Here is a 20,079-nt window from a genome sequence, read left to right as displayed (position 1 = left end):
CGACAAGGGGAACCAGACATGGGCTTTTCACAAGCGCTCAGCGGTCTCAATGCGGCATCCTCCAGCCTGGATGTGCTGGGCAACAATATCGCCAATTCCCAGACCGTGGGGTTCAAGGGCAGCGACACGTTGTTCGCGGATGTCTACGCCAACTCCAAGGTCGGGCTTGGCACCAAGGTTTCCCGGGTGTTGCAGGATTTCGGCGAGGGCAACCTGGAGTCCACCGGTCGCAATCTGGATCTGGGCATCAGTGGCGAGGGCTTTTTGCGCTTCCAGCAGAACGGTGAGGTGGTCTACTCGCGCAACGGCCAGCTTTCCATGACGGCGGATGGGTATCTGGAGAATGCCCAGGGCGCACGCCTGATGGGCTTCGGTGTCAATGACGCCGGCCAGGTGCAGACCGGCGGCCAGCCCTCGGTGCTGCAGGTCTCGGCCGAGGAGATGGCGGCCAGCGCCACCACCGATGTTGCCACCACGCTCAACCTGGATTCCCGTGAAGCGGTCGGCGAGCAGCTCGACCAGGTCGATGTGACGACCGACATGTCGGACCCGGCCAATAACCAGCAGACGCTGGACTACCACTACGCCAACAACTTCACGGCCTACGACTCTCTCGGTAACCCGCGCAACGCCACTGTCTATTACCAGAAGACCGGCGCCAACAGCTGGACCGGTCGGGTGACGATGGACGGCCATTACGACGCCAGCAACGACTTCACGCTCACCTTCAACAACAGCGGTCAGCTCGCCACCATCAATGGCAACGATGCCGGCGATCCGGCCAATATGCCGACCGTCAGCGTGGCGAGCGACAATACGACGCCGTTGGGCGGTGAGCCCGCCGAACTGTCTTTCACGCTCGATATCGCCGGTTCCACCCAGTTCGGCAATACCTCCCGGGCCAGCGACCTGATCCAGGATGGTTACACCTCGGGTTCCCTGGTGGGTATCAGCATCGAGGATGACGGCACCATCGTTCGCAATTACACCAATGAGCAGTCGCGCCCGGCGGGCCAGGTTTCCCTGGCCAGCTTCCGTAATCCGGAGGGCCTCGATCCGGTGGGCGACAACGCCTGGGCCGCCACGGCCGCCTCCGGGCAGGAGCTCGTCGGCGCGCCGGGCACCGGCCAGCTTGGCGGCATCCAGTCGGGCGTGGTGGAGAGCTCCAACGTCGACATGGCCCAGGAGCTGGTGGACATGATCGTCACCCAGCGCGCCTACCAGGCCAACTCCCAGACCATCAAGACCCAGGACGAAGTCCTGCAGACCGCCATCAACCTGCGCTGATCGCGCCGGAGTGACACATGGATCGCATGCTCTACACCGCCATGAGCGGGGTCCGGCAAAGCATGGAGCAACAGGGCGTGGTCAGCCACAACCTGTCGAACGTCTCCACCACCGGCTTTCGCGCCCAGCTTCACGCCATGCGTGCCGTACCGGTCCAGGGCGATGGCGAACTGGATACCCGGGTCTCGGTGGCGGCCTCCACCCCCGGCTCGGACTTCTCGCCGGGGCCGATGAACCGCACCGGGCGCACCCTGGATGTCGCCATGCAGGGGAATGCCTGGCTGGCCGTGCAGGCCTCGGACGGCAGCGAGGCCTATACGCGGCGCGGTGACCTGCAGGTAGACGGTGACGGCCTGTTGCGCAGCGCCGGCCGCCCGGTGATCGGCGAGAACGGCGGTCCGATCCAGGTGCCCCTTGGCTCGCAACTCTCCATGGGCAGCGATGGCACGATCAGCGCCATCGCCCCCGGACAGCAAGCCGATGCCCTGGCGGCGGTGGGGCGCATCAAGCTGGTCACGCCCGAGCAGGGCGGGCTGGAGCGTGGCGTCGATGGCCTGTTTCGTGCACCGCCCGGTGAGGACGGCGCCGTGGCGGCACTGCCCGCCGACGATCAGGCCCAAGTGGTCAGCGGTGCCCTGGAAGGCAGCAATGTCAGTGCCGTGGACGCCATGGTGTCGATGATCGACGTGGCTCGCCGCTACGAGTTGCAGACCAAGGTCATCGAAACCGCCGACGAGAACGCCCAGCGCGCCAACAGTCTGCTCACCCTGCGGGGCTGACGCGACAGGATCACGAGGAACCCGAGATGATCAACTCATTGTGGACGGCCAAGACCGGCCTGGAATCCCAGCAGGTCAAGCTGGACGTCATTTCCAACAACCTGGCCAACGTCAATACCAACGGCTTCAAGCGCTCGAGGGCGGTGTTCGAAGACCTGCTCTACCAGAACCTGCGTCAGCCAGGTGCCCAGAACAACGTGCAGAACCGCCTGCCTTCCGGCATGCAGGTCGGTACCGGGGTGCGTCCGGTGGCCACCGAACGGCTGCATACCCAGGGGGGGCTCGAGAACACCGGTAACTCTCGCGATCTGGCCATCAACGGCAAGGGATTCTTCCAGGTTCGCATGCCGGACGGCACCACGGCCTACACGCGCGACGGCAGTTTCCAACTGGACGAGAACGGCCAGATGGTGACGGCCAACGGCTATCCGCTGGAGCCGGCCATCATCATTCCGCAGAACGCCCTGTCGGTGAGTATCGGCGAAGACGGGATCGTCTCGATCACCGAGCCGGGCAGCAGCGAGTCCAACGAGGTCGGCCAGATCAGCGTGTCCAGCTTCGTCAATCCCACCGGCCTCGAGAGCATCGGTGGCAACCTGTATCGCGAGACCACCGCTTCCGGGCCGCGCAACGAGGGCATTCCCGGCATGAACGGCGCGGGCCGTCTCTCCCAGGGGTATGTCGAGACCTCCAACGTCAATGTCGTCGAGGAAATGGTCGGCATGATCCAGACCCAGCGCGCCTATGAGATCAACAGCAAGGCGGTGCAGACCAGTGACGAAATGCTGGCGCGTCTCACCCAGCTATGACGGGGAATGACGCGATGAGCGGAAGGTGCAATGGCAAGGGCGCGAGCATGAGCGGGATGCGATCGGGAATCGGGTACCGGGGGCTCGCGGTCGCGCTGCTGCTGGTGGTGCTGCTGTTGGGCGGCTGCGCCCAGATTCCGCGGGCGTCGGTGGTCGGTGAGCAGGAAAAGATCGATATCCCCGATCGTCAAAGGCCCATACCCAATGGGTCCATCTATCAGGCGCATCGGGGCTATCAGCCGCTGTTCGAGGATCGTCGCCCCCGCCAGGTCGGCGATGTGCTGACCATCGTCCTGGACGAGCAGGTCAGCGCCAGCAAGAACGCCCGTTCCAACGCCGACCGCAACGGCTCTGCCAGCCTGGCGTTCGACCAGTTGCCGGACGCCCTCGACACCCTCGCCGAGTACGGTTTCGACATCGAGGGCGAGAGCGATTTCGCGGGTGGCGGCGGCGCCCAGGCCAACAACTCCTTCACCGGCACCATCACCGTCTCGGTCATCGAGGTGTTGAATAACGGCAACCTGCGTGTCCGGGGCGAAAAGCAGATCGCCATCAATCAGGGCACCGAGTTCATCCGTTTCGGCGGCGTGGTCAATCCGCGCTCCATCACCGGCAAGAATACCGTGCCTTCCACCTCGGTGGCCGATGCCCGCATCGAGTACGTCGGTGACGGCTACATCAACGAAGCGCAGCACATGGGCTGGCTGCAACGCTTCTTCCTCAACATTTCGCCTTTCTAACGGGTGGTCGGATGAGTTTCACGAACGCGCGCAGGACCCTTTTGCTCCGTTGTTGGCTGGTGCTGCTGCTTGGCCTGATCGCCCTGCCGGCCCAGGCGGAGCGCATTCGTGAGATTGCCAGCTTTGCCGGCGTGCGCGACAACGCCCTGGTGGGCTATGGGCTGGTGGTCGGGCTGGACGGCAGCGGCGACCGGACCATGCAGGCCCCCTTTACCGGCCAGAGCCTGACCAACATGCTTTCGCAGTTGGGTATCACCGTGCCCGCCGGCACCAACATGCAGTTGCGCAATGTGGCGGCGGTGATGGTGACGGCCAATCTGCCGGCATTCGCTCGGCAGGGGCAGCGCCTCGATGTGGTGGTGTCCTCGGTGGGCAATGCCGACAGCCTGCGTGGCGGCACCCTGTTGATGACGCCGCTCAAGGGGGCCGATGGCGAGACCTACGCCATCGCCCAGGGCAATGTACTGGTCGGTGGTGCCGGTGCCTCCGCCGGTGGATCGAGTGTGCAAGTCAACCAGCAGGCCGGAGGGCGCATCGCCAATGGCGCCACGGTGGAGAGGGAAGTGCCCCTGGTGCTGGGCAGCAACGGCGGTCGCCTGGAGCTGCAACTCGACCGCAGCGATTTCGGCACGGTCCAACGGGTGGTCAGCGCCATCAACCAGTCGTTCGGCTATTCGGTGGCGTCCGCCCAGAATGGCCGGGTCATTTCCCTGGACGGCCCGAGCGATGCCAATGCGCGGGTCAACTTCATGGCCCGGGTCGAGAACCTGGAAGTCACCCCCACCGAGGCGCCGGCCAGGGTGGTGCTCAACTCGCGTACCGGGGCCATCGTGCTCAACGGTGCCGTCACCCTGCGCCAGGCCGCGGTAGCCCAGGGCAATCTGTCGATCGTCATCGACAGCGACTATGGCGTCAGCCAGCCGAATCCCTTCACCAAGGGCGAGACCGTGGTGGTACGCGACACCGAGGTCAGCATCGAGCAGCAGCCCGGCACCCTCAAGGTCGTGGAAGGCGCCGATCTGCTCGATGTGGTGGACGCCCTCAATTCCCTGGGCGCCACGCCCAATGATCTGATGTCGATTCTCGAGGCCCTGAAGGCGGCGGGATCGCTGCGAGCCGAACTGGAGATCATCTGATGAGCCTGGGTAGCGGACAAGGTGTCGGCGAGTCTCTCGCCATGGACGTGCAGGGGCTGGAGCGGCTCAAGCATACCGCGCGCAGTGCTCCGCAAGAGGGCCTGGAAAGCGCGGCCAAGAAGTTCGAGGCGATGTTCGTGCAGATGATGATGAAGAGCATGCGCGACGCCGTGCCGAGCTCGGGCCTGCTCGACGACCGTAACACCGACTTCTACACCTCGATGCTGGACAAGCAGCTCTCCCAGCACATCGCCGAGCGTGGCACCGGGCTTGCCGAGCAACTCTTCGCCCAACTGGGAGACCGGCTCGACGATGCCCGCCCGCGCCAGGGCGAGGACAACGCGGCACTGATCGCCGGCATTCCCCGCGGCACGCCGCGCCCCCTCGAGGATGCGCTGGTGCCCGACGAGCCCGATGTCGACATGCCCGACAACTTCCTCGATGAAGTGAAGACCGTCTCCGCCGGGGCCGGAGAGACCACCGTTGCCGATGACCGGCCGGCCCATGTGCGCGATTTCGTCGAGCGCCTCTCGGCGCCGGCGCAGGCGGCCAGTGAAGCCTCCGGCGTGCCGGCCGAGCTCATCCTCGCCCAGGCCGCCCTGGAAACCGGCTGGGGACGCCACGAGATTGCCACGCGAGGCGGCGGCAACAGTCACAACCTGTTCGGCATCAAGGCCGGCGAGAACTGGCGGGGCGAGACCGCCGAGATCACCACCCATGAAGTCATCGACGGTGAGCGTCGGGCGGTGCGTGATCGCTTCCGCGTCTACGACTCCTTCGAGGCCGCCTTCACCGACTATGCCCGCCTGGTCGGCAACAACCCGCGCTATGCCGAGGTGAGCGATGCCACCACGCCCGAACAGGCCGCCCATGCCCTGCAGCGCGGTGGTTATGCCACCGACCCGGCGTATGCCGACAAGCTGGTTGCGGTGATGGATTCGCTGGGCCCGTTGAACGGCTCGCGGCTCGCGGGGCGCTGATCGCTGGCTTTTCATGCCGAGGTCGGCCTCAAGTCTGACACCCATCGGCCGATAATGGTGTCATCGGCACAAGGAACCTCCGAGATGAGTATCTTCTCCACCGGACTCAGTGGGCTCAACGCCGCGCAGAACGCCTTGAGCACCACCAGCAACAACATCAGCAACGTCTTCACGCCGGGCTACAACCGCGAGGTGGCGATCCTCGGCGAGAGCGCCTCCGGAGGCGGGGTGCAGGTCAACGACATCCAGCGCCAGTTCGATCGCTATGTCGCCGACCAGCTCAATGCGGCCACCAGCGAATCCAGCGCCCTGGAGACCTATGGCAACCAGGTGGAGCAGATCGACAGCCTGCTGGCCGATGAGCAGGCGGGGCTGGCGCCCTTGATGCAGGATTTCTTCTCCTCGATGGAGGATCTCGCCAGTTCCCCCGCCGATCCCGCCGCCCGTCAGGGAGTGCTGGGCAGCGCGGATACCCTGAGCGCCCAGTTCCGCTCCTTCGACGGTTACCTGCAGGACATGCAGGAGGGCATCAATGGCCAGATCCGCGACGAGGTGACCCAGATCAACAATGCCACCGAGCAACTGGCCGGCATCAACCGCGAGATCTCGCTGGCCCGGGCACGCGATGGCGAGGCTCCCAATGGCCTGCTCAACCAGCGCGACCAACTGGTCCACGAGCTCAACGAGCGGCTGGGGGTGCGTCTCGACGTTCAGGACGGCAAGGCCTATAACGTCAGCCTGCCCAACGGCCAGCCGTTGGTGGCCGGATCGCGCTCGTTCGAGCTGCGGGCCATCGACTCGCCCGACGATCCGCAGCGCACCGTGCTGGGGTATCGCAACTCGGGGGGCAACATCGTCGCCATCGACGAGAACGCCGTGACCGGTGGCAGCCTGGGTGGGCTGATGAGCTTTCGTGCCGAGACCCTGGACAAGACCCAGAACCAGATCGGCCAGATGGCCGTCTCGCTGGCGACGGCCTTCAACGCTCAGCATGCCGAGGGCGTCGATCTGCAAGGCGAAGCCGGCGGCGACTTTTTCTCGATCGGCCAGCCGCGCACCTATGCCGCCGCCGACAATCCGGGCGGGGCCGAAATCACCCAGGCGAGCTTCGATAGCGAGAACATCGATCGCCTGCGGGCCAGCGACTACACCGTCAGGGTGACCGACAGCGAGAGCGACCCGCCCGCTTTCGAGGTCAGGCGGCGCGACACGGGCCAAGTGCTGGACGCCGCCGAGGTGACCTTCAATGATCCCGGCAATGACGGCAGCGACGCGACCCTGAGCTTCGGCGGCGTGACGCTGACCTTCGACGACACTGCCAAGCTGGCCGATCACGACAGCTTCGAGGTCCAGCCGGTGCGCAACGCGGCGGGCAGCCTGGAACGCGCGATCGGCGATCCGGAGCGCATCGCCGCGGCCGGCGCATCGGGCGGCTCAGGCAACAATGAGAACGCCCTGGCCATGCAGGATCTGCAGGGCGCCGCTCTGGTCGGCGGCTCGGCCTCGCTCAGCGGTGCCTACGGCGCCATGGTCAGCGATGTTGGCAATCGCACCAATGTCGTCCAGGTCAACCTGGAAGCCCGGCAGAGCCTCACCGAGCAACTGGAGGCCACCCAGCAGTCCGCATCCGGCGTCAATCTCGACGAGGAAGCCGCCAACCTGATCCGCTACCAGCAGTACTATCAGGCCAACGCCAAGGTCATCGAAGCCGGCAAGACGATGATCGACACCATTCTCGGCCTGCGTGCCTGATTTCGGGAGTGACTCACATGCGTATCAGCACCGTCACCATGTTCGAGCAAAGCGTCTCCTCCATGAATCGGCAGCAGAGCGACTTTCTCGACGTGAGCCAGCAGATCGCCAGCGGTCGGCGGGTGGTGAACCCTTCCGACGATCCCCAGGCCGCCTCGCGGGCCGTGGGGGTAGGCCAGGCCAAGGCCGTCACGGAGCAGTACGGCGACTCGCGGGTCAGCGCGCGCAACGCGCTCTCCCAGGGCGAGAGCGTGCTCAACAGCGTCAGCGACGCCGTGACCAGTGCCAAGACGCTGCTGGTCCAGGCCTCCAGCGATACCTTGAGCGATGCCGACCGTGAATCCGTGGCCAGTGAGCTGCGCGGTGTCTATGAAACCCTGGTCGGCCAGGCCAATGCCACCGACGGCAATGGCCGTTATCTGTTCGGTGGCTACGAGGACGGCAGCCCGCCCTTCGTCGAGAACGGCGACGGCCACATGGAATATGTCGGCAGTACCGAGGTTCGACGCCAGCGCATCGACGCCTCGCGCGTGATGGAAGTGAGCGACAGCGGTCAGGAGATCTTCCGCAGTGTACCGAGCGGCGCCGGTTACGTGGCCGAGGCCGCTGCCGGCAATGACGGCAGCTTGACCTTCAAGGGACCGCAAACCCTCGACGCCGATGCCGACGATTACGGCAAGCGCTTCGAGATCAGCTTTGCCGAGGACGGCGGTACGCTGAGCTACTCGGTGAGCGCCGATGGTGCGCCCGTGGCGGGCATGCAGGATGTCGCCTATCAGGCCGGCGATTCGCTGCGCTTCGGAGGCTTGAGCATGGAGCTGAAGGGCGAGCCCGCGGACGGCGACAGCCTGACGGTCGGCCCTGCCGAAAGCATGGATCCGGACCTTTTCCAGACCCTCGAGAAGGCCATCGGCGTGCTGGAGAATCCTGCCGAGACCTCCCGGGAGAAGGCGGCGCGCGGCAACACCCTGAATACCGCGATGCGCGAGCTCGACCACAGTCTCGACAACGTGCTGACCGTGCGAGCCTCCATGGGCGCGCGACTCAACGAGCTAGACGTGGTCGATTCGGTGAGCGACAACCGCATGCTCAACTATGAACAGACCCTGTCGGACCTGGTCGACCTGGACTATGCCGAGGCGATTTCCGAGTACAGCCTGCGCCAGATCGGCATGCAGGCGTCCCAGAAGACCTTTGCGGACCTGAAGGGCATGTCGTTGTTCCAGTATCTCTGAAATCGAACCGAATGAAGCACCGTGCGGCGCGGAAGCGTCGCCGACATGTCACCTTCCACGGTTTTTGTCCCGCCCAGGCCTCCAGCCTGGGTTTTTTTTGTCATTCCGGCGGGGCGAGCCGTGCGCAGGCCCGCAATCAGGTGGCGGGAGGCATGGTGGCCAGTACATCGAGCAGCCCGCGCAGGGCGTCGATCCCCTGGCCGAAGAGCCGCTCGAGGAAGCGATCCAGGTCGGTCATCAACACCATCAACAGGATGATGCCCACGGTCAGCGAGGTGGGAAAGCCGATGTTGAACACCGTGAGCTGCGGTGCCGCGCGATTGAGGATGCCCAGCGAGAGGTTGATGATCAGCAGCGAGGCCACCAGGGGCAGGGCCAGCAGCATGCCCGAGGTGAAGATGGTGGCGCCGTAGCGGACCAGCATCATGAAGGCGGCGGGATCGAAGCGCCCTATGCCGATGGGTAGGCTGCGAAAGCTGTTGGCGAGGACTTCGAGCACCACCAGGTGTACGTCGAGGGCCAGGAACATTAGCAATGTGATCATGTACAGCAGTCGCGAGAGCACCATCATGTTGGTGCCGCTGGAAGGATCGAAGAAGGTGGCGAAGGCCAGGCCCATCTGCAGGCCGATGAACTCGCCGGTGGCTTGCACCACTGCCAGGGTCACGCGCATGACCAGGCCCATGGCGGCGCCGATCAACAGTTGCTCCGTTAGGATCCCGAGTCCCTGCCAGGAGACGATCGCGACATCCGGCATCGGCGGCAGCATGGGCGCGATCACCACCGTCAGCGCCCCGGCCAGGGCGATCTTGGCCTGGCGCGGCACGCTGGAGTGTCCCCACAGCGGTGAACTGAGCATCAGCCCCGTGATCCTGGCGAAGGGCCACAGGAAGGCGACCAGCCAAGCGTGCAGTTGGGCGAAGGTGACCTCGACCATGCCGGAAGCCCGCGGTCAGGAAATGAGCGTCGGGATGTTGCCAAGCAGCTCCCGGGTGAAGTCGGTGATCAGCTTGAGCAGCCAGGGGCCGGCCAGCACCAGCACGGTGAACACCGCCAGGATCTTGGGAATGAACGACAGCGTCATCTCGTTGATCTGGGTGGCGGCCTGGAACAGGCTCACCAGCAGGCCGGTGAGCAGCGCCGTCAGTAGCAGGGGGCCGGCCAGCAGCAGGGTGACGCGCATGCCCTGATAGGCAAGGCTCATAACCGTTTCGGGTGTCATGCGTGTCTCCTCGGGCCGGGCGTCACAGATAGAAGCTTTCCGCCAGCGAGCCGATCAGCAACTGCCAGCCATCGACCAGCACGAACAGCATCAGCTTGAACGGCAACGAGATGGTGATCGGCGGCACCATCATCATGCCCAGCGACATCAGGGTGCTGGCCACCACCAGGTCGATGATCAGAAAGGGGATGAAGATGGTGAAGCCGATCTGGAAGGCCGTCTTCAGCTCGCTGGTCACGAAGGAGGGCACCAGGATACGCATGGGAACGTCCGCCGGGCCCTGCAGCTCGCCGATGTCGGCCAGGCGGGCGAACAGCGCCAGGTCGGGTTCCCGGGTCTGGGCCATCATGAATTCCCGCAGCGGGCCCTGGGCCTGGCGCAGGAACTCGGGAAAGTTGATGTCGCCATTGGACAGCGGGACCCAGGCCTGGGCGTGTACCTCGCCGAAGACCGGCGCCATGATGAAGAAGGTCAGAAACAGCGCCAGCCCCAGCAGGACCTGATTGGGCGGCGTGGCCTGGGTGCCCATGGCGGTGCGCAGCAGGCTCAGCACGATGATGATGCGGGTGAAGCTGGTCATCATCAGCAGGGCCGCCGGCAGGAAGGCCATCGAGCTGAGCAGCAGCAGGGTCTGCAGCGACAGCGACCACTTCTGGCCGCCGTCCTCCATGGGCTCGCTGATGATGCCGGGAATCTGCTGGGCCTCGGCCAGGGAGGGCAGCGCCAGCAAGAGCAATGTCAGCAAGAGCAAGCTCAGCAAGAACGATGCCCGCAGGATCGGCGCCGACGAGGGTCGGGGCAGCGGGCGCGGAAAGCGCCAGGGGCGAAGCGGCAGGCTGGTCATGACATTCCCCGTGGCCCGGCGTCGTCTGCCGAGGCGTTGCGGCGCAGTGCCCGTGCGAAGCGCCCGGCGAAGCCGCCGTCGTCGGTGGGCGTGTCGGCCGCCGCGGTCGCTTCCCGTGGTGCGGGCAGTTCATGCAGCTTGTTGACCTGGCCGCCGCCGACGCCGAGCACCAGCCAGGTCGCTTCGATCTCGACCACCACCACCCGCTCGCGGTTGCCCACATTGGTGCTGCCGATGACCTTCGGGCGCGGTCCCCGGCCTGTGCCGGCTCCGCCGAGACGGCGCAGCAGCAGATGGCAGATCAGGATGATGGCGATGACGAGCGCCAGGGCGGCAACCGTCTTGCCCAGGGTCGCCATGCCGATCAGCGCATCGCCGCCCTGGGCGATGCCGTCGGCGACGGCACCGTCGAGATCGGTATTCTGGCTCATCGATTCAGCTTCTGGACCCGCTCGGAGGGCGTGATGATCTCGGTGATGCGGATGCCGTACTTGTCCTCGACGACGACCACCTCGCCCTGGGCGATCAGGTAGCCGTTGATCAGGATATCCATGGGCTCGCCGGCCAGGCCCTCGAGCTCGATCACCGAGCCCTGGGCCAGTTCGAGCAGTTGCTTGATGGTCAGGCGCGTGCGGCCCAGCTCCACGGTCAGCTTGACCGGGATATCCATGATCATCTCGAGGTCGCGGGGCATCGAGGCGTTCTCGCCCTGCTCCAGCGGCTGGAAGACACTGTCGCCGGCGGTGCGGGCGTTGTCCGTCGAGCTATCGGATGCAGCGGTATCGGCACTCTCGGCGGCTTCCTGTTCGGCCAGGGCCTCGGCCCAGGGATCCGCTTGCTGTTCGCTATCCTCGGAGGCGCTGTCGCCCTGCTGCTCCGACATGGCGTCGGCCCAGTCGTCGTCGCCGGCGTTGTGGTCGGGCTTGTTGGGGTCAGTCATGATGGGGATCCTCGGGTTTCGGCTCGGACGCCTTGACGAAGGCATCGGACGGCGCATGGTCGGCGGCGTGGTCGAACAGGCGCAGGACGCGCAGTGCCCGCTGGCCGTGCTGGCTGCCGTACTCGCACTCCATGACCGGCACCCCATCCACCTTGGCTGTCACCGTCTCGGGCAGTTCCAGGGGCAGGATGTCGCCTACCTCGAGCGCGGTGACATCGGCGATCCGCGAGGGGAGATCGGCGAAGTCGGCGACCAGTTCGACCGTCGAGTGGCGAATCTCGCCGGCCATGCGCCGTGTCCAGGTGCTGTCCTGGTCCTGGTGACCATCGCTCAAGGGGTTGATGAGCAGGTCGCGCAGCGGCTCGATCATCGAGTAGGGCATGCAGATCTGGAAGCTGCTGGCCAGGTTGCCCACCTCGAGATTGAAGTTGGTGTTGACCACGATCTCGTTGGGCGAGTTGGTGATGTTGGCGAACTTTGCCTGCATTTCGGAGCGCAGGAAGCTGATCTCGAGGGGGTAGACCGACCGCCACGAGTCGCTGTAGGCCTCGATGGCCAGGCGCAGCATGCGCTGGATGATGCGCTGCTCGGTGTTGGTGAACTCGCGCCCTTCCGATTTGGTCAGGAAGCGGCCGTCGCCACCGAACAGGTTGTCCACCACCATGAAGACCAGATTGGGCGGAAAGACGATGAGCGCCGAGCCCTTCAGCGGCTTCATGGCGATCATGTTGATGTTGGTGGGGACCGGTACGTTGCGGGAGAACTCGCTGTAGCTCTGGTAGCGCACTGAATCCACGGTGATATCGGCACTGCGCCGGATCAGGTTGAACAGGCCCATGCGGAAATGGCGGGCGAAGCGCTCGTTGATGATATCCAGCGTATGCAGGCGTTCGCGGATGATGCGGTGCTGGGAGGCCGGGTCGAAGGGGCGGACCTTGGGAGCACTGCCGCCGCTGCCGGTGGCCTCATCATCGCCGCTGACGCCCTTGAGCAGGGCGTCGATTTCATCCTGGGACAGCAGATCGTCCTGAGACATGGGGTGACTTCGCGACCTCGCCGCTATTGCACGATGAATTCGGTGAAGAGCACATCCTCGATGGCGAGCTCGGGTTGCGTCTTCTCCATCGGGGCCTCGAGCGTGGCGATGATTTCGTCGGCCAGCCGCTTCTTGCCGTCCGCCGAGGTCAGATCCGCGGCCTGCCTGCCCGAGAGCAGGGTCAGCAGCCGACTGCGTACCTGCGGCATGTGGGCTTCGAGCAGCTCGCGGCTTTGGGTATCGGTCACCTTCAACGAGATACCGGCGTAGAGCAGCCGGGCCCCATGGTCATCCTCGGCCAGGTTGACGGTGAAAGGGTTGATCTCGACGAAGATCGGCTCCCGATATTCGACGTTCGCGTGCTCTTCCGCCTGGGCCTGTTCCATGCCCCCTTGCTGGGTGAACAGCATGAACAGGGCCGAGGCGGTGACCGCCAGGCTCATGACGACCAATATCACCAGCAACCACAGCAGCTTTCGCGAGCCGCCTTCGGATGTTGCCATTACCGCTCCTATCCAGACATTTACGCCAATGTGTGGGGGATTATGCCGATCCGGGACCGGGCATGATGAAACGAACAGGCCCAGTGAAAGGGCCTATCTCGTGTTTTTGCCGAGGGTGCCGGGGATCAGGCGTAGAGATCGACGCGTCCATCCGGGGACATGCTCACGGCCACATGGCGATCGGGGGTGAGCTCGCCGCCGGCCAATTCATCGTCGCCGCTCCCGGCCGGGGTCGTGCCTCCACCGGCGAAGCCGCCACCGGTGTCATTGGCGCCGCCCTGGTGTTGTTCGCCCACCGATGTTTCGCCGAGGGTGATGCCCTGCTCCGCCAGCGCTTCACGCAGTTGCGGTATGGCCTGTTCCAGCGCCTGTCGTACCGGGGCGTGGGCGGAGAGGAACTGGGCATGGGCGCCCTGGTCACCGACCTTCAGCGAGACCGAGAGAGGGCCCAGCTCGGCGGGGTGCAGGCGCATCTCGATACGCTGCTCGCCGCTGCCCTGGCTGAAGCGCAGTAACTGCCGACCCAGTTGCTGGGACCACTCCTGGCTGCCCACCGGGGCGTTCAGGCTGGCCTGGGCGAGGGGCGTGGAGGCGTTCGCGCCGGGGGCTGCCTGGCCGGGACTGCCGGTGTGCTGGGCCGCTGCATGGGTCGAGACGGCGGTGTCGAGTCGTGGGGCGGCGGCGTCCGCATCGCCCTGTGTCGGCACGAAGGCCGTGGCGGCCGCCGGTTCGCGGGGTGTCGTCGACGGAGCGGAGGCGCCGGCTGCTGCCCCCGGGCTTGGCCGCTGTTCCGGGGCCTGGGGCGAGGGCAGCTCGCGCGAGGCGGCGGCGGGACGCTGTGGATCGGTGTCGCGCGGCTGGCGTGCCATGGCGGTGTCGAATGCCGCTTCGTCCGGGCGGGTGGCGGTCGCTGCCGTGGCGTCCTGCGACATGGCCTGCCGTGACATGCCCGCCGATGGAAGGTTCGCCTGTGGCATGGCCTGCCGCGCGCCGCCTGCCTGGGAGGGCGACATGGCGGCGCCGGCAACGGTGGCCCGGAGACCGGGCTCCGCTTGTGGAGCTGCCTGTGTCGCCGCCTGGGTGCCGGCCCGCTCGATCAACAACAAGCGTTCCATGGTGGCGGCCAGTGCAGGAGAGGACGTGTCGCCATCCTCGGATGGCGCCGGGTCGCGGGATATCGCCGTCGGCTCCAGCGGGGCGAGAGTCGCTTCTTCGGCCCATTGCGGCCAGCCGTTCGTCTCCTGAACCAGCGCGGCGACATCGGAGGCCGTATCGCCTGTGGCATCGAGCGCCTGTTGCGGCGCTTCTCGCCCGCCGGGAGATGACGAAAGCGCTGCCATGGCGTCGCGGAAGGTGTCGCGCACGGCGTTGTCGGTCCCGCCGGCGCTGCCCGGTGCGGTGTCGGGCGAGGCGGCCTTGCCGAGTGCACCGATGAGTCGCGGTAGGATTTCCATGGCTGTCTCCTTGCTGTTCGTTTCAGCCCCCGAACAGGGGTGCCCGCTGCCGCCCGCTATTGACCAGGTCGTCGCTGGCGCGCTGTTCACGTCTCTGCTCAGCGCGGCGGCGCACCGCCTCGCGACGTTCGGCCAGGGTGTCGTAGGCGTGCAGGCGTTGTTGTTCGCCCTGCCAGTGCCGCTGGCTCTGGTCGACGCGCTGCTGCCGCTCGTCGAGTGCCTGGCGGGCGCGCTCCAGGGCGTCGTCGAGGGAGGCCAGGAAGCGCTGATAGTTGTGCATGGAGGCCGGGTCGATGCCGTCGCGCAGGGCCGTCTGCAGCCGGGCGGCATACTCGGCGCGGTAGCGTTGCAGGGCCTCGAGCTGCTCGGCCACCTGCCGGGCGTCGCGGCGATCCCCGGCCAGGCGCTGTCCGGCCTGGTCGCGAGCCTGGCGGGCCATCTCGGTCAGGGTGTCCAGCGGTGTACGTTTCATGCGATACCTCCTGCTATGCCGGCCAGGGCGAGGCGCGAGGCCTCGATGTCGGCGCACTCGTCGATGTCCTGTTGCAGGAAGGCCTCCAGATCCGGGTAGCGGCGCACGGCCTCGTCGAGCCGCTCGTCGTTGCCCGGGTGGTAGGCGCCGACGCTGATCAGGTCGCGATTGCGCTGATAGCGTGAGAAGAGGCCCTTGAAACGCTGGGCCTGGCGTCGCTGCGTGTCGTCGATGACGGCGTTCATCGCCCGGCTGATGGAGGCCTCGATGTCGATGGCCGGATAGTGACCGGCCTCGGCCAGGGTGCGGGAGAGCACCACATGGCCATCGAGGATGGCGCGCGCCGAATCGGCGATGGGGTCCTGCTGGTCGTCGCCTTCGGTCAGGACGGTATAGAAGGCGGTGATCGAGCCGCCGCCGCGTTCGGCGTTGCCGGCGCGTTCCACCAGGTTCGGCAGCTTGGCGAAGACCGAGGGCGGGTAACCCTTGGTGGCCGGGGGTTCGCCGATGGCCAGGGCGATCTCGCGCTGGGCCATGGCGTAGCGTGTCAGCGAATCCATGATCAGCAGCACGTCGTGGCCCTGATCGCGGAAGCCCTCGGCGATCCGGGTGGCGTAGGACGCGCCCTGGAGACGCTGCAACGGCGAGGTGTCGGCGGGGGCGGCCACCACCACGGCACGCTCCCGGCCATGGGCGCCGAGGATGTTGTCGATGAAGTCCTGGACCTCGCGCCCGCGCTCGCCGATCAGGCCGACCACGATGACATCGGCACGGGTATAGCGGGCCATCATGCCCAGCAATACGGACTTGCCCACGCCGGAGCCGGCGAACAGCCCCATGCGCTGGCCGCGGCCGACGCTGAGCAGGGCGTTGATGGCGCGGATGCCGACGTCGATCTGGGTGTCGATCGGGGCCCGGGCCAGCGGGTTGAAGGGCGGCTGGGCCAGGGGCGCACGCGGCGCCTCTTCCAGCGGCCCCAGATCGTCCAGCGGGTCGCCGTTGCCGTCCACCACCCGCCCCAGCAGGGAGTCGCCGAGCGGGAAGCGCCGTGCGGCGTCGGTACTGTTCTCGGCCAGCGGATGAACCCGGGCGCCGGGCATCAGGCCGGAAATACCGGCCAGCGGCATCAGGAACAGTCGATCACCGGCGAAGCCGACCACCTCGGCCTCGGCGTAGCGGGTTGCCGGTTGTCCGGGGACGTCGGGCAATTCGATGCGGAAGGCATTGCCGAGGGCGACGCGCAGGCCGACGACTTCGATCACCATGCCGGTGGCGCGCACCACGCGGCCACTGGCGCGACTGGTCGGCAGGGCCTCGATGCGCCCGCGAACGCCGCGCAGCGCACGCTGCCAGTGGTCATGATGACGGTCGGTATGGCCTGTGGCGCTCATCATTCACTCCGGGGCTCGCCGTTGCCTGCCTGGCGCGTCCGGCGCTGGCGCTGCTGATCGCGCACCGCCTGCCAGCGCGACTCCCAGGTGGCGTCCAGTTCGCCGTTCTCGCCGGTCACCCGACAGCCGCCGCGACCGAGCCGGTCGTCGGGTTGCAGGCGCCAGCCGGCGGCGGCGAGTTCGTCGCCGAGGGTCTTCTCCACCAGGCGCAGATCCAGCGGATGCAACCAGAGGCGTTGCTGGCCGACCAGCGGGGGATCGGTGTGCAGCAGGGCACGGACCAGTTCGAGGACCTGACGCGGGCGGGTCTTGAGGGCCTCGCCGGCCAACTGGCGCCCGGTGGCCAGGGCCAGTTCGACCAGGTCGTCGGCAATGGTGTCGTCCAGCGTGGCCAGTGCCTCGTCGAACTGTCTCGTCAGCTCGCGCAGGGGCGTGATCTCTTCCTCGAGGCGCCGCTCGAAGGCGGCATCGGCCTCCCGCTGCGCGTCCTCGCGCCCCTGGGCGAGGCCTTCGGCGTGCCCTGCTTCCCGGCCCTGGCGCAGCCCTTCCTCGTAGGCGTCGCGACGCACCTGTTCGCGCAGCGCGTCGAGGGCTTCCTGCTGGCGCTGGGCTTCCTGGCGACGTGCCTGCGTGGCGTCCGACTCGGCCTCGGTGGCGACGTCCTCGCGCTCGGCGCGCAATTCGCCCATCCGCCAGCGTCGCCAGGTCGCAATGGCGGCGGTATCCCGTGCATGTCGCGCGTCGTCAGACATAGGCCTCGTCTCCACCGCTCAGCACCACTTCGCCGGCATCGGCCAGGCGGCGCACCACCTGCAGGATGGCCTTCTGCTCGGCTTCCACCTGGGACACCCGAATCGGCCCCCGGGCGTCCATGTCCTCGCGCAGCAGGTCGGCGGCACGCTGCGACATGTTGCGCATGAACTTGTCCATGAGCGCTTCCGGCGCGCCCTTGAGCGCGACCACCAGGGAATTGGAGTCGATCTCCTTGAGCACCAGCTGGATGCTGCGGTCGTCCAGGTCGAGCATGTTCTCGAACAGGAACATCTCGTCGATGATCTTCTGTGCCAGGTCTGCGCTGTGGGAGCGCACGGTATCGATGGCGGCCTCTTCCTGATGGCTGTTCATCAGGTTGAGGATCTCGGCGGCGGTGCGGGCGCCGCCCATCTTGCTGCGCTTGAGATTCTGGCCGTCGAGCATGTTGGTGAGCACCTCGGTGAGCTCCTGCAGGGCGGCCGGCTGGACACCGCTGAAGGTGGCGATGCGCAGCACCACATCGTTGCGCAGCTTGTCGTCGAACATCTCGAGCACGTCGGCGGCCTGGTGGCGGTCGAGGTGGATCAGGATGGTGGCGATGATCTGCGGATGCTCGTCGCGGATCAGCTCGGCCACCATGGAGGCTTCCATCAGGTTGAGGGCATCGATGCCGGTGCTGGTGCTGGAGGTCTCCATGACGTCTTCGATGAGGCTAGAGGCCCGCTCGCTGCCCAGCGCCTTGGTCAGCACCGAGCGGATGTGGTCGCTGGAGTTGAGGTTCAGGGCGATGAACTCTTCGGTCTCGTCGTGGAAATCCTGCAACACCTGACGCATCTCCTCGTGGGAGACCTGTTCCAGGGTCGCCATTTCCAGGCTGATCTGCTGCACCTCCTTGGCCGTCATGTGCTTGAACACTTCGGCCGCGCTGTCCTCGTCCAGGGCCAGCAGGAGAATGGCGCTGCGGCGTGCGCCGCTGATCTTATTGCTCATGCTTGTTCATCCAGCCGCGAACGATCATGGCCACCATGCGGGGATCTTCCTGAGCCATCTCCCGCAGGTCATTGAGGTTCTGCTCATAGGCCGAAGCCTTGCGCCGGCGTCGGGGCGTCGCGTGACTTGCCGGTTCGTCTTCTCCGCTCGTTGCGTCCTCGTCCGAGGGTTCGTCGCCGATCCGGGTATCGATGCTGGGCGTCGGCGAGACGGCGGCGGGCAGTGGCCGCTCGGTATAGCGCCGGATCAACGGACGCAGCAGCAGCAGGTAAAGCAGCAGCAGGGCGAGGCCGACCAGCAGATAGCGGCCCAGGCCGAAGGCCAGGCGCTGCAGCTCGGGGCGCTGCCACCAGGCCAGCTCGGCCTGGGACGAGGATTCGTCGGCGAAGGGGCGATTGACCACCGTCACCTGGTCGCCGCGCGCCTCCGAGAAGCCCAGCGCCTGTTGCACCAGCCGTTTCACCTGGGCCAGTTCGTCGTCGTCGAGCGGGGCGGCCGTCGGTTCGCCATCCGGCTGCTCGGCGGGCGTCTGTCGATAGTCGACCACCACCGCCGCCGACAGGCGCTCGATCCGCCCGCGCTGGTGCTCCACATGGGAGACCTGGCGGTCGACCTCGTAGTTGATCACATCGTCACGACTCAGGCGGCGCTGGGCCTGGGAGGCCTGGCTGGCCGTGTCGTTGGTCTCCTGGTCGGCATCGGCCGCTGCGTCTTCGCCGTCCTCCGGTGCCGTCGCGATGGGCGATTCGGCGAAGCCGGGCGGGGTGTTGCTCAGCGCGCCGGGGACGCCATTGGCCAGGTCGTCGCCGTTGAGGTCGAGGCTCGTCTGACGACTGCGCACGGCCGCCTCGTTGGGCGGCTGGTTGGGCGTGTAGCGTTCGGCGGTTTCCTCGCGTCGCGAGAAGTCGAGCTGGGCGGTGACCTGGGCGCGAACCTTGCCGCGGCCGAGAATCGGCGTGAGGATGGCTTCGATGCGCTGTCGATAGGCACGTTCCACTTCGGCGACGTAATCCAGCTGGGTGCCGTCGAGCCCCAGGGAGCCGCCGTCCGGGCGCGACAGCAGTCGGCCATTCTGATCGAGCACCGTGACGGCCTCGGCGGCCAGGTCCGGTACGCTGCTCGAGACCATGTGGGCAACGGCGTTGACCTGTCCCTTGCCGAGGACGCGGCCGGGCTCCAGGGTCAGCACCACCGAGGCCTTGGCCGGCTCGCGGCGGCGCACGAATACCGAATCCTTGGCCAGCGCCAGGTGCACCCTGGCTTCGGCGACCGGTCCCAGCGATTCCATGGAGCGCGCCAGCTCGCCCTCGAGGCCACGCTGGTAATTGATCTGCTCGGCGAACTGGCTGATGCCGAAGGCCTGGTCTTCCATCAGTTCCAGGCCTACATTGCCGCCCTTCGGCAGGCCCTGTTCGGCCAGTTGCAGGCGCAGCTTGTGGACCTGGTCGCCGGGCACCATCAGGGCCTGACCGCCCTGGCTGAAGCGATAGGGAATGCTGCGGCTGTCCAGCTCGGCGATGATGCTGCCACCGTCGGCCTCGCTGAGATTGCTGTAGAGCACGCGATACTGCGGAGCGCTGGCCCACAGCATCAGGGCCGCGACCACGGCGATCGAGGCGGCACCGGCGATCAGCAGGGCAACGAGGGGGCTGCCGCGCAACTGGCGTTTCAGTTGTGCGAAGGAAAACGAGGACTGGTTATCCTGGCGGCCGGTGGCGGAAGCGCCACTACTCATGCGGGCCTCCCCGCTCGTCCG

At 66.5% G+C, this 20,079-nt stretch carries 21 protein-coding genes; 8 read left to right on the top strand and 13 right to left on the bottom strand.

Annotated elements, in window-relative coordinates; translation table 11 throughout:
- Positions 1–18 precede the first annotated feature (18 nt).
- The 8 genes from flgE (at position 19) to flgL (ending at position 8,718) form a co-directional block, all read left to right on the top strand.
- Positions 19–1,287, top strand: a complete 1,269-nt coding sequence (flgE, locus tag HELO_RS18565) for a flagellar hook protein FlgE (RefSeq protein WP_013334132.1) — start codon at positions 19–21, stop codon at positions 1,285–1,287.
- Positions 1,288–1,304: 17 nt separating this feature from the next.
- Positions 1,305–2,066, top strand: a complete 762-nt coding sequence (gene flgF / locus HELO_RS18560) for a flagellar basal-body rod protein FlgF (protein WP_013334131.1) — start codon at positions 1,305–1,307, stop codon at positions 2,064–2,066.
- Between the two features lie 26 nt (positions 2,067–2,092).
- Positions 2,093–2,875, top strand: coding sequence for a flagellar basal-body rod protein FlgG (gene flgG, locus HELO_RS18555; protein WP_013334130.1), 783 nt, complete (start codon positions 2,093–2,095; stop codon positions 2,873–2,875).
- Positions 2,876–2,931: 56 nt separating this feature from the next.
- Complete coding sequence (locus tag HELO_RS18550; RefSeq protein ID WP_109637558.1) at positions 2,932–3,615, top strand: flagellar basal body L-ring protein FlgH; 684 nt, start codon at positions 2,932–2,934, stop codon at positions 3,613–3,615.
- 11 nt (positions 3,616–3,626) lie between these two features.
- Entirely contained in the window at positions 3,627–4,751 is a 1,125-nt protein-coding gene (locus HELO_RS18545; RefSeq protein ID WP_013334128.1) for a flagellar basal body P-ring protein FlgI, read from the top strand.
- Entirely contained in the window at positions 4,751–5,731 is a 981-nt protein-coding gene (gene flgJ, locus HELO_RS18540) for a flagellar assembly peptidoglycan hydrolase FlgJ (RefSeq protein WP_013334127.1), read from the top strand. Before HELO_RS18545 ends, flgJ begins: the two co-directional genes overlap by 1 nt.
- Before the next feature lie 84 nt (positions 5,732–5,815).
- Positions 5,816–7,483: a flagellar hook-associated protein FlgK gene (gene flgK / locus HELO_RS18535; protein ID WP_013334126.1), complete on the top strand. Its 1,668-nt coding sequence runs from the start codon at positions 5,816–5,818 to the stop codon at positions 7,481–7,483.
- A 17-nt stretch (positions 7,484–7,500) separates the two neighbouring features.
- Positions 7,501–8,718 carry a flagellar hook-associated protein FlgL gene (flgL, locus tag HELO_RS18530; RefSeq protein ID WP_013334125.1) on the top strand — a complete coding sequence of 406 codons (1,218 nt, stop codon included), beginning with the start codon at positions 7,501–7,503 and terminating at the stop codon, positions 8,716–8,718.
- A 136-nt stretch (positions 8,719–8,854) separates the two neighbouring features.
- Here flgL and fliR read toward each other — a convergent pair whose 3' ends face one another.
- The 13 genes from fliR to fliF all read right to left on the bottom strand — a co-directional run bounded on the left by fliR (position 8,855) and on the right by fliF (position 20,058).
- A complete protein-coding gene (gene fliR / locus HELO_RS18525; RefSeq protein WP_013334124.1) occupies positions 8,855–9,655 on the bottom strand; it encodes a flagellar biosynthetic protein FliR in 801 nt (266 codons plus the stop codon).
- Positions 9,656–9,670: 15 nt separating this feature from the next.
- Positions 9,671–9,940, bottom strand: coding sequence for a flagellar biosynthesis protein FliQ (gene fliQ, locus HELO_RS18520; protein ID WP_013334123.1), 270 nt, complete (start codon positions 9,938–9,940; stop codon positions 9,671–9,673).
- A 22-nt stretch (positions 9,941–9,962) separates the two neighbouring features.
- Positions 9,963–10,784, bottom strand: a complete 822-nt coding sequence (fliP, locus tag HELO_RS18515) for a flagellar type III secretion system pore protein FliP (RefSeq protein WP_013334122.1) — start codon at positions 10,782–10,784, stop codon at positions 9,963–9,965.
- On the bottom strand, positions 10,781–11,215 hold the full coding sequence (gene fliO, locus HELO_RS18510) for a flagellar biosynthetic protein FliO (protein WP_013334121.1): 435 nt from the start codon (positions 11,213–11,215) through the stop codon (positions 10,781–10,783). Before fliO ends, fliP begins: the two co-directional genes overlap by 4 nt.
- Positions 11,212–11,724: a flagellar motor switch protein FliN gene (fliN, locus tag HELO_RS18505; protein ID WP_041602280.1), complete on the bottom strand. Its 513-nt coding sequence runs from the start codon at positions 11,722–11,724 to the stop codon at positions 11,212–11,214. The genes fliO and fliN overlap by 4 nt, the downstream gene beginning before the upstream one ends.
- Entirely contained in the window at positions 11,717–12,760 is a 1,044-nt protein-coding gene (fliM, locus tag HELO_RS18500) for a flagellar motor switch protein FliM (protein WP_013334120.1), read from the bottom strand. Before fliM ends, fliN begins: the two co-directional genes overlap by 8 nt.
- Positions 12,761–12,783: 23 nt before the next feature.
- The gene (fliL, locus tag HELO_RS18495) at positions 12,784–13,263 is read right to left on the bottom strand and encodes a flagellar basal body-associated protein FliL (RefSeq protein WP_013334119.1); all 480 of its coding nucleotides are present in this window, start codon (positions 13,261–13,263) and stop codon (positions 12,784–12,786) included.
- Positions 13,264–13,388: 125 nt separating this feature from the next.
- Positions 13,389–14,717, bottom strand: a complete 1,329-nt coding sequence (locus tag HELO_RS18490; RefSeq protein WP_013334118.1) for a flagellar hook-length control protein FliK — start codon at positions 14,715–14,717, stop codon at positions 13,389–13,391.
- Between the two features lie 22 nt (positions 14,718–14,739).
- Positions 14,740–15,189, bottom strand: coding sequence for a flagellar export protein FliJ (fliJ, locus tag HELO_RS18485; protein ID WP_013334117.1), 450 nt, complete (start codon positions 15,187–15,189; stop codon positions 14,740–14,742).
- Positions 15,186–16,580, bottom strand: a complete 1,395-nt coding sequence (gene fliI, locus HELO_RS18480; RefSeq protein WP_013334116.1) for a flagellar protein export ATPase FliI — start codon at positions 16,578–16,580, stop codon at positions 15,186–15,188. Before fliI ends, fliJ begins: the two co-directional genes overlap by 4 nt.
- The gene (locus tag HELO_RS18475) at positions 16,580–17,332 is read right to left on the bottom strand and encodes a flagellar assembly protein FliH (RefSeq protein ID WP_013334115.1); all 753 of its coding nucleotides are present in this window, start codon (positions 17,330–17,332) and stop codon (positions 16,580–16,582) included. Before HELO_RS18475 ends, fliI begins: the two co-directional genes overlap by 1 nt.
- Complete coding sequence (gene fliG / locus HELO_RS18470; RefSeq protein WP_013334114.1) at positions 17,325–18,323, bottom strand: flagellar motor switch protein FliG; 999 nt, start codon at positions 18,321–18,323, stop codon at positions 17,325–17,327. The genes HELO_RS18475 and fliG overlap by 8 nt, the downstream gene beginning before the upstream one ends.
- On the bottom strand, positions 18,313–20,058 hold the full coding sequence (gene fliF, locus HELO_RS18465; protein WP_013334113.1) for a flagellar basal-body MS-ring/collar protein FliF: 1,746 nt from the start codon (positions 20,056–20,058) through the stop codon (positions 18,313–18,315). The genes fliG and fliF overlap by 11 nt, the downstream gene beginning before the upstream one ends.
- Positions 20,059–20,079 lie beyond the last annotated feature (21 nt).

This window comes from Halomonas elongata DSM 2581 (assembly GCF_000196875.2).
GTDB lineage: Bacteria > Pseudomonadota > Gammaproteobacteria > Pseudomonadales > Halomonadaceae > Halomonas > Halomonas elongata.
This window is presented reverse-complemented; position numbering and strand designations above follow the sequence as displayed.

Excerpts from the sequence above, each read along its gene's own strand:
- HELO_RS18490 (WP_013334118.1), bottom strand. The coding sequence starts at position 14,717 with ATGGAAATCCTACCGCGACTCATCGGTGCACTCGGCAAGGCCGCCTCG.
- fliO (WP_013334121.1), bottom strand. The coding sequence starts at position 11,215 with ATGAGCCAGAATACCGATCTCGACGGTGCCGTCGCCGACGGCATCGCC.
- fliR (WP_013334124.1), bottom strand. The coding sequence starts at position 9,655 with ATGGTCGAGGTCACCTTCGCCCAACTGCACGCTTGGCTGGTCGCCTTC.
- flgJ (WP_013334127.1), top strand. The coding sequence starts at position 4,751 with ATGAGCCTGGGTAGCGGACAAGGTGTCGGCGAGTCTCTCGCCATGGAC.
- fliM (WP_013334120.1), bottom strand. The coding sequence starts at position 12,760 with ATGTCTCAGGACGATCTGCTGTCCCAGGATGAAATCGACGCCCTGCTC.
- fliI (WP_013334116.1), bottom strand. The coding sequence starts at position 16,580 with ATGAGCGCCACAGGCCATACCGACCGTCATCATGACCACTGGCAGCGT.
- flgG (WP_013334130.1), top strand. The coding sequence starts at position 2,093 with ATGATCAACTCATTGTGGACGGCCAAGACCGGCCTGGAATCCCAGCAG.
- HELO_RS18475 (WP_013334115.1), bottom strand. The coding sequence starts at position 17,332 with ATGTCTGACGACGCGCGACATGCACGGGATACCGCCGCCATTGCGACC.
- flgK (WP_013334126.1), top strand. The coding sequence starts at position 5,816 with ATGAGTATCTTCTCCACCGGACTCAGTGGGCTCAACGCCGCGCAGAAC.
- fliN (WP_041602280.1), bottom strand. The coding sequence starts at position 11,724 with ATGACTGACCCCAACAAGCCCGACCACAACGCCGGCGACGACGACTGG.
- fliG (WP_013334114.1), bottom strand. The coding sequence starts at position 18,323 with ATGAGCAATAAGATCAGCGGCGCACGCCGCAGCGCCATTCTCCTGCTG.
- fliL (WP_013334119.1), bottom strand. The coding sequence starts at position 13,263 with ATGGCAACATCCGAAGGCGGCTCGCGAAAGCTGCTGTGGTTGCTGGTG.
- flgF (WP_013334131.1), top strand. The coding sequence starts at position 1,305 with ATGGATCGCATGCTCTACACCGCCATGAGCGGGGTCCGGCAAAGCATG.
- fliP (WP_013334122.1), bottom strand. The coding sequence starts at position 10,784 with ATGACCAGCCTGCCGCTTCGCCCCTGGCGCTTTCCGCGCCCGCTGCCC.
- flgE (WP_013334132.1), top strand. The coding sequence starts at position 19 with ATGGGCTTTTCACAAGCGCTCAGCGGTCTCAATGCGGCATCCTCCAGC.
- fliQ (WP_013334123.1), bottom strand. The coding sequence starts at position 9,940 with ATGACACCCGAAACGGTTATGAGCCTTGCCTATCAGGGCATGCGCGTC.
- flgL (WP_013334125.1), top strand. The coding sequence starts at position 7,501 with ATGCGTATCAGCACCGTCACCATGTTCGAGCAAAGCGTCTCCTCCATG.
- fliF (WP_013334113.1), bottom strand. The coding sequence starts at position 20,058 with ATGAGTAGTGGCGCTTCCGCCACCGGCCGCCAGGATAACCAGTCCTCG.
- fliJ (WP_013334117.1), bottom strand. The coding sequence starts at position 15,189 with ATGAAACGTACACCGCTGGACACCCTGACCGAGATGGCCCGCCAGGCT.
- HELO_RS18550 (WP_109637558.1), top strand. The coding sequence starts at position 2,932 with ATGCGATCGGGAATCGGGTACCGGGGGCTCGCGGTCGCGCTGCTGCTG.
- HELO_RS18545 (WP_013334128.1), top strand. The coding sequence starts at position 3,627 with ATGAGTTTCACGAACGCGCGCAGGACCCTTTTGCTCCGTTGTTGGCTG.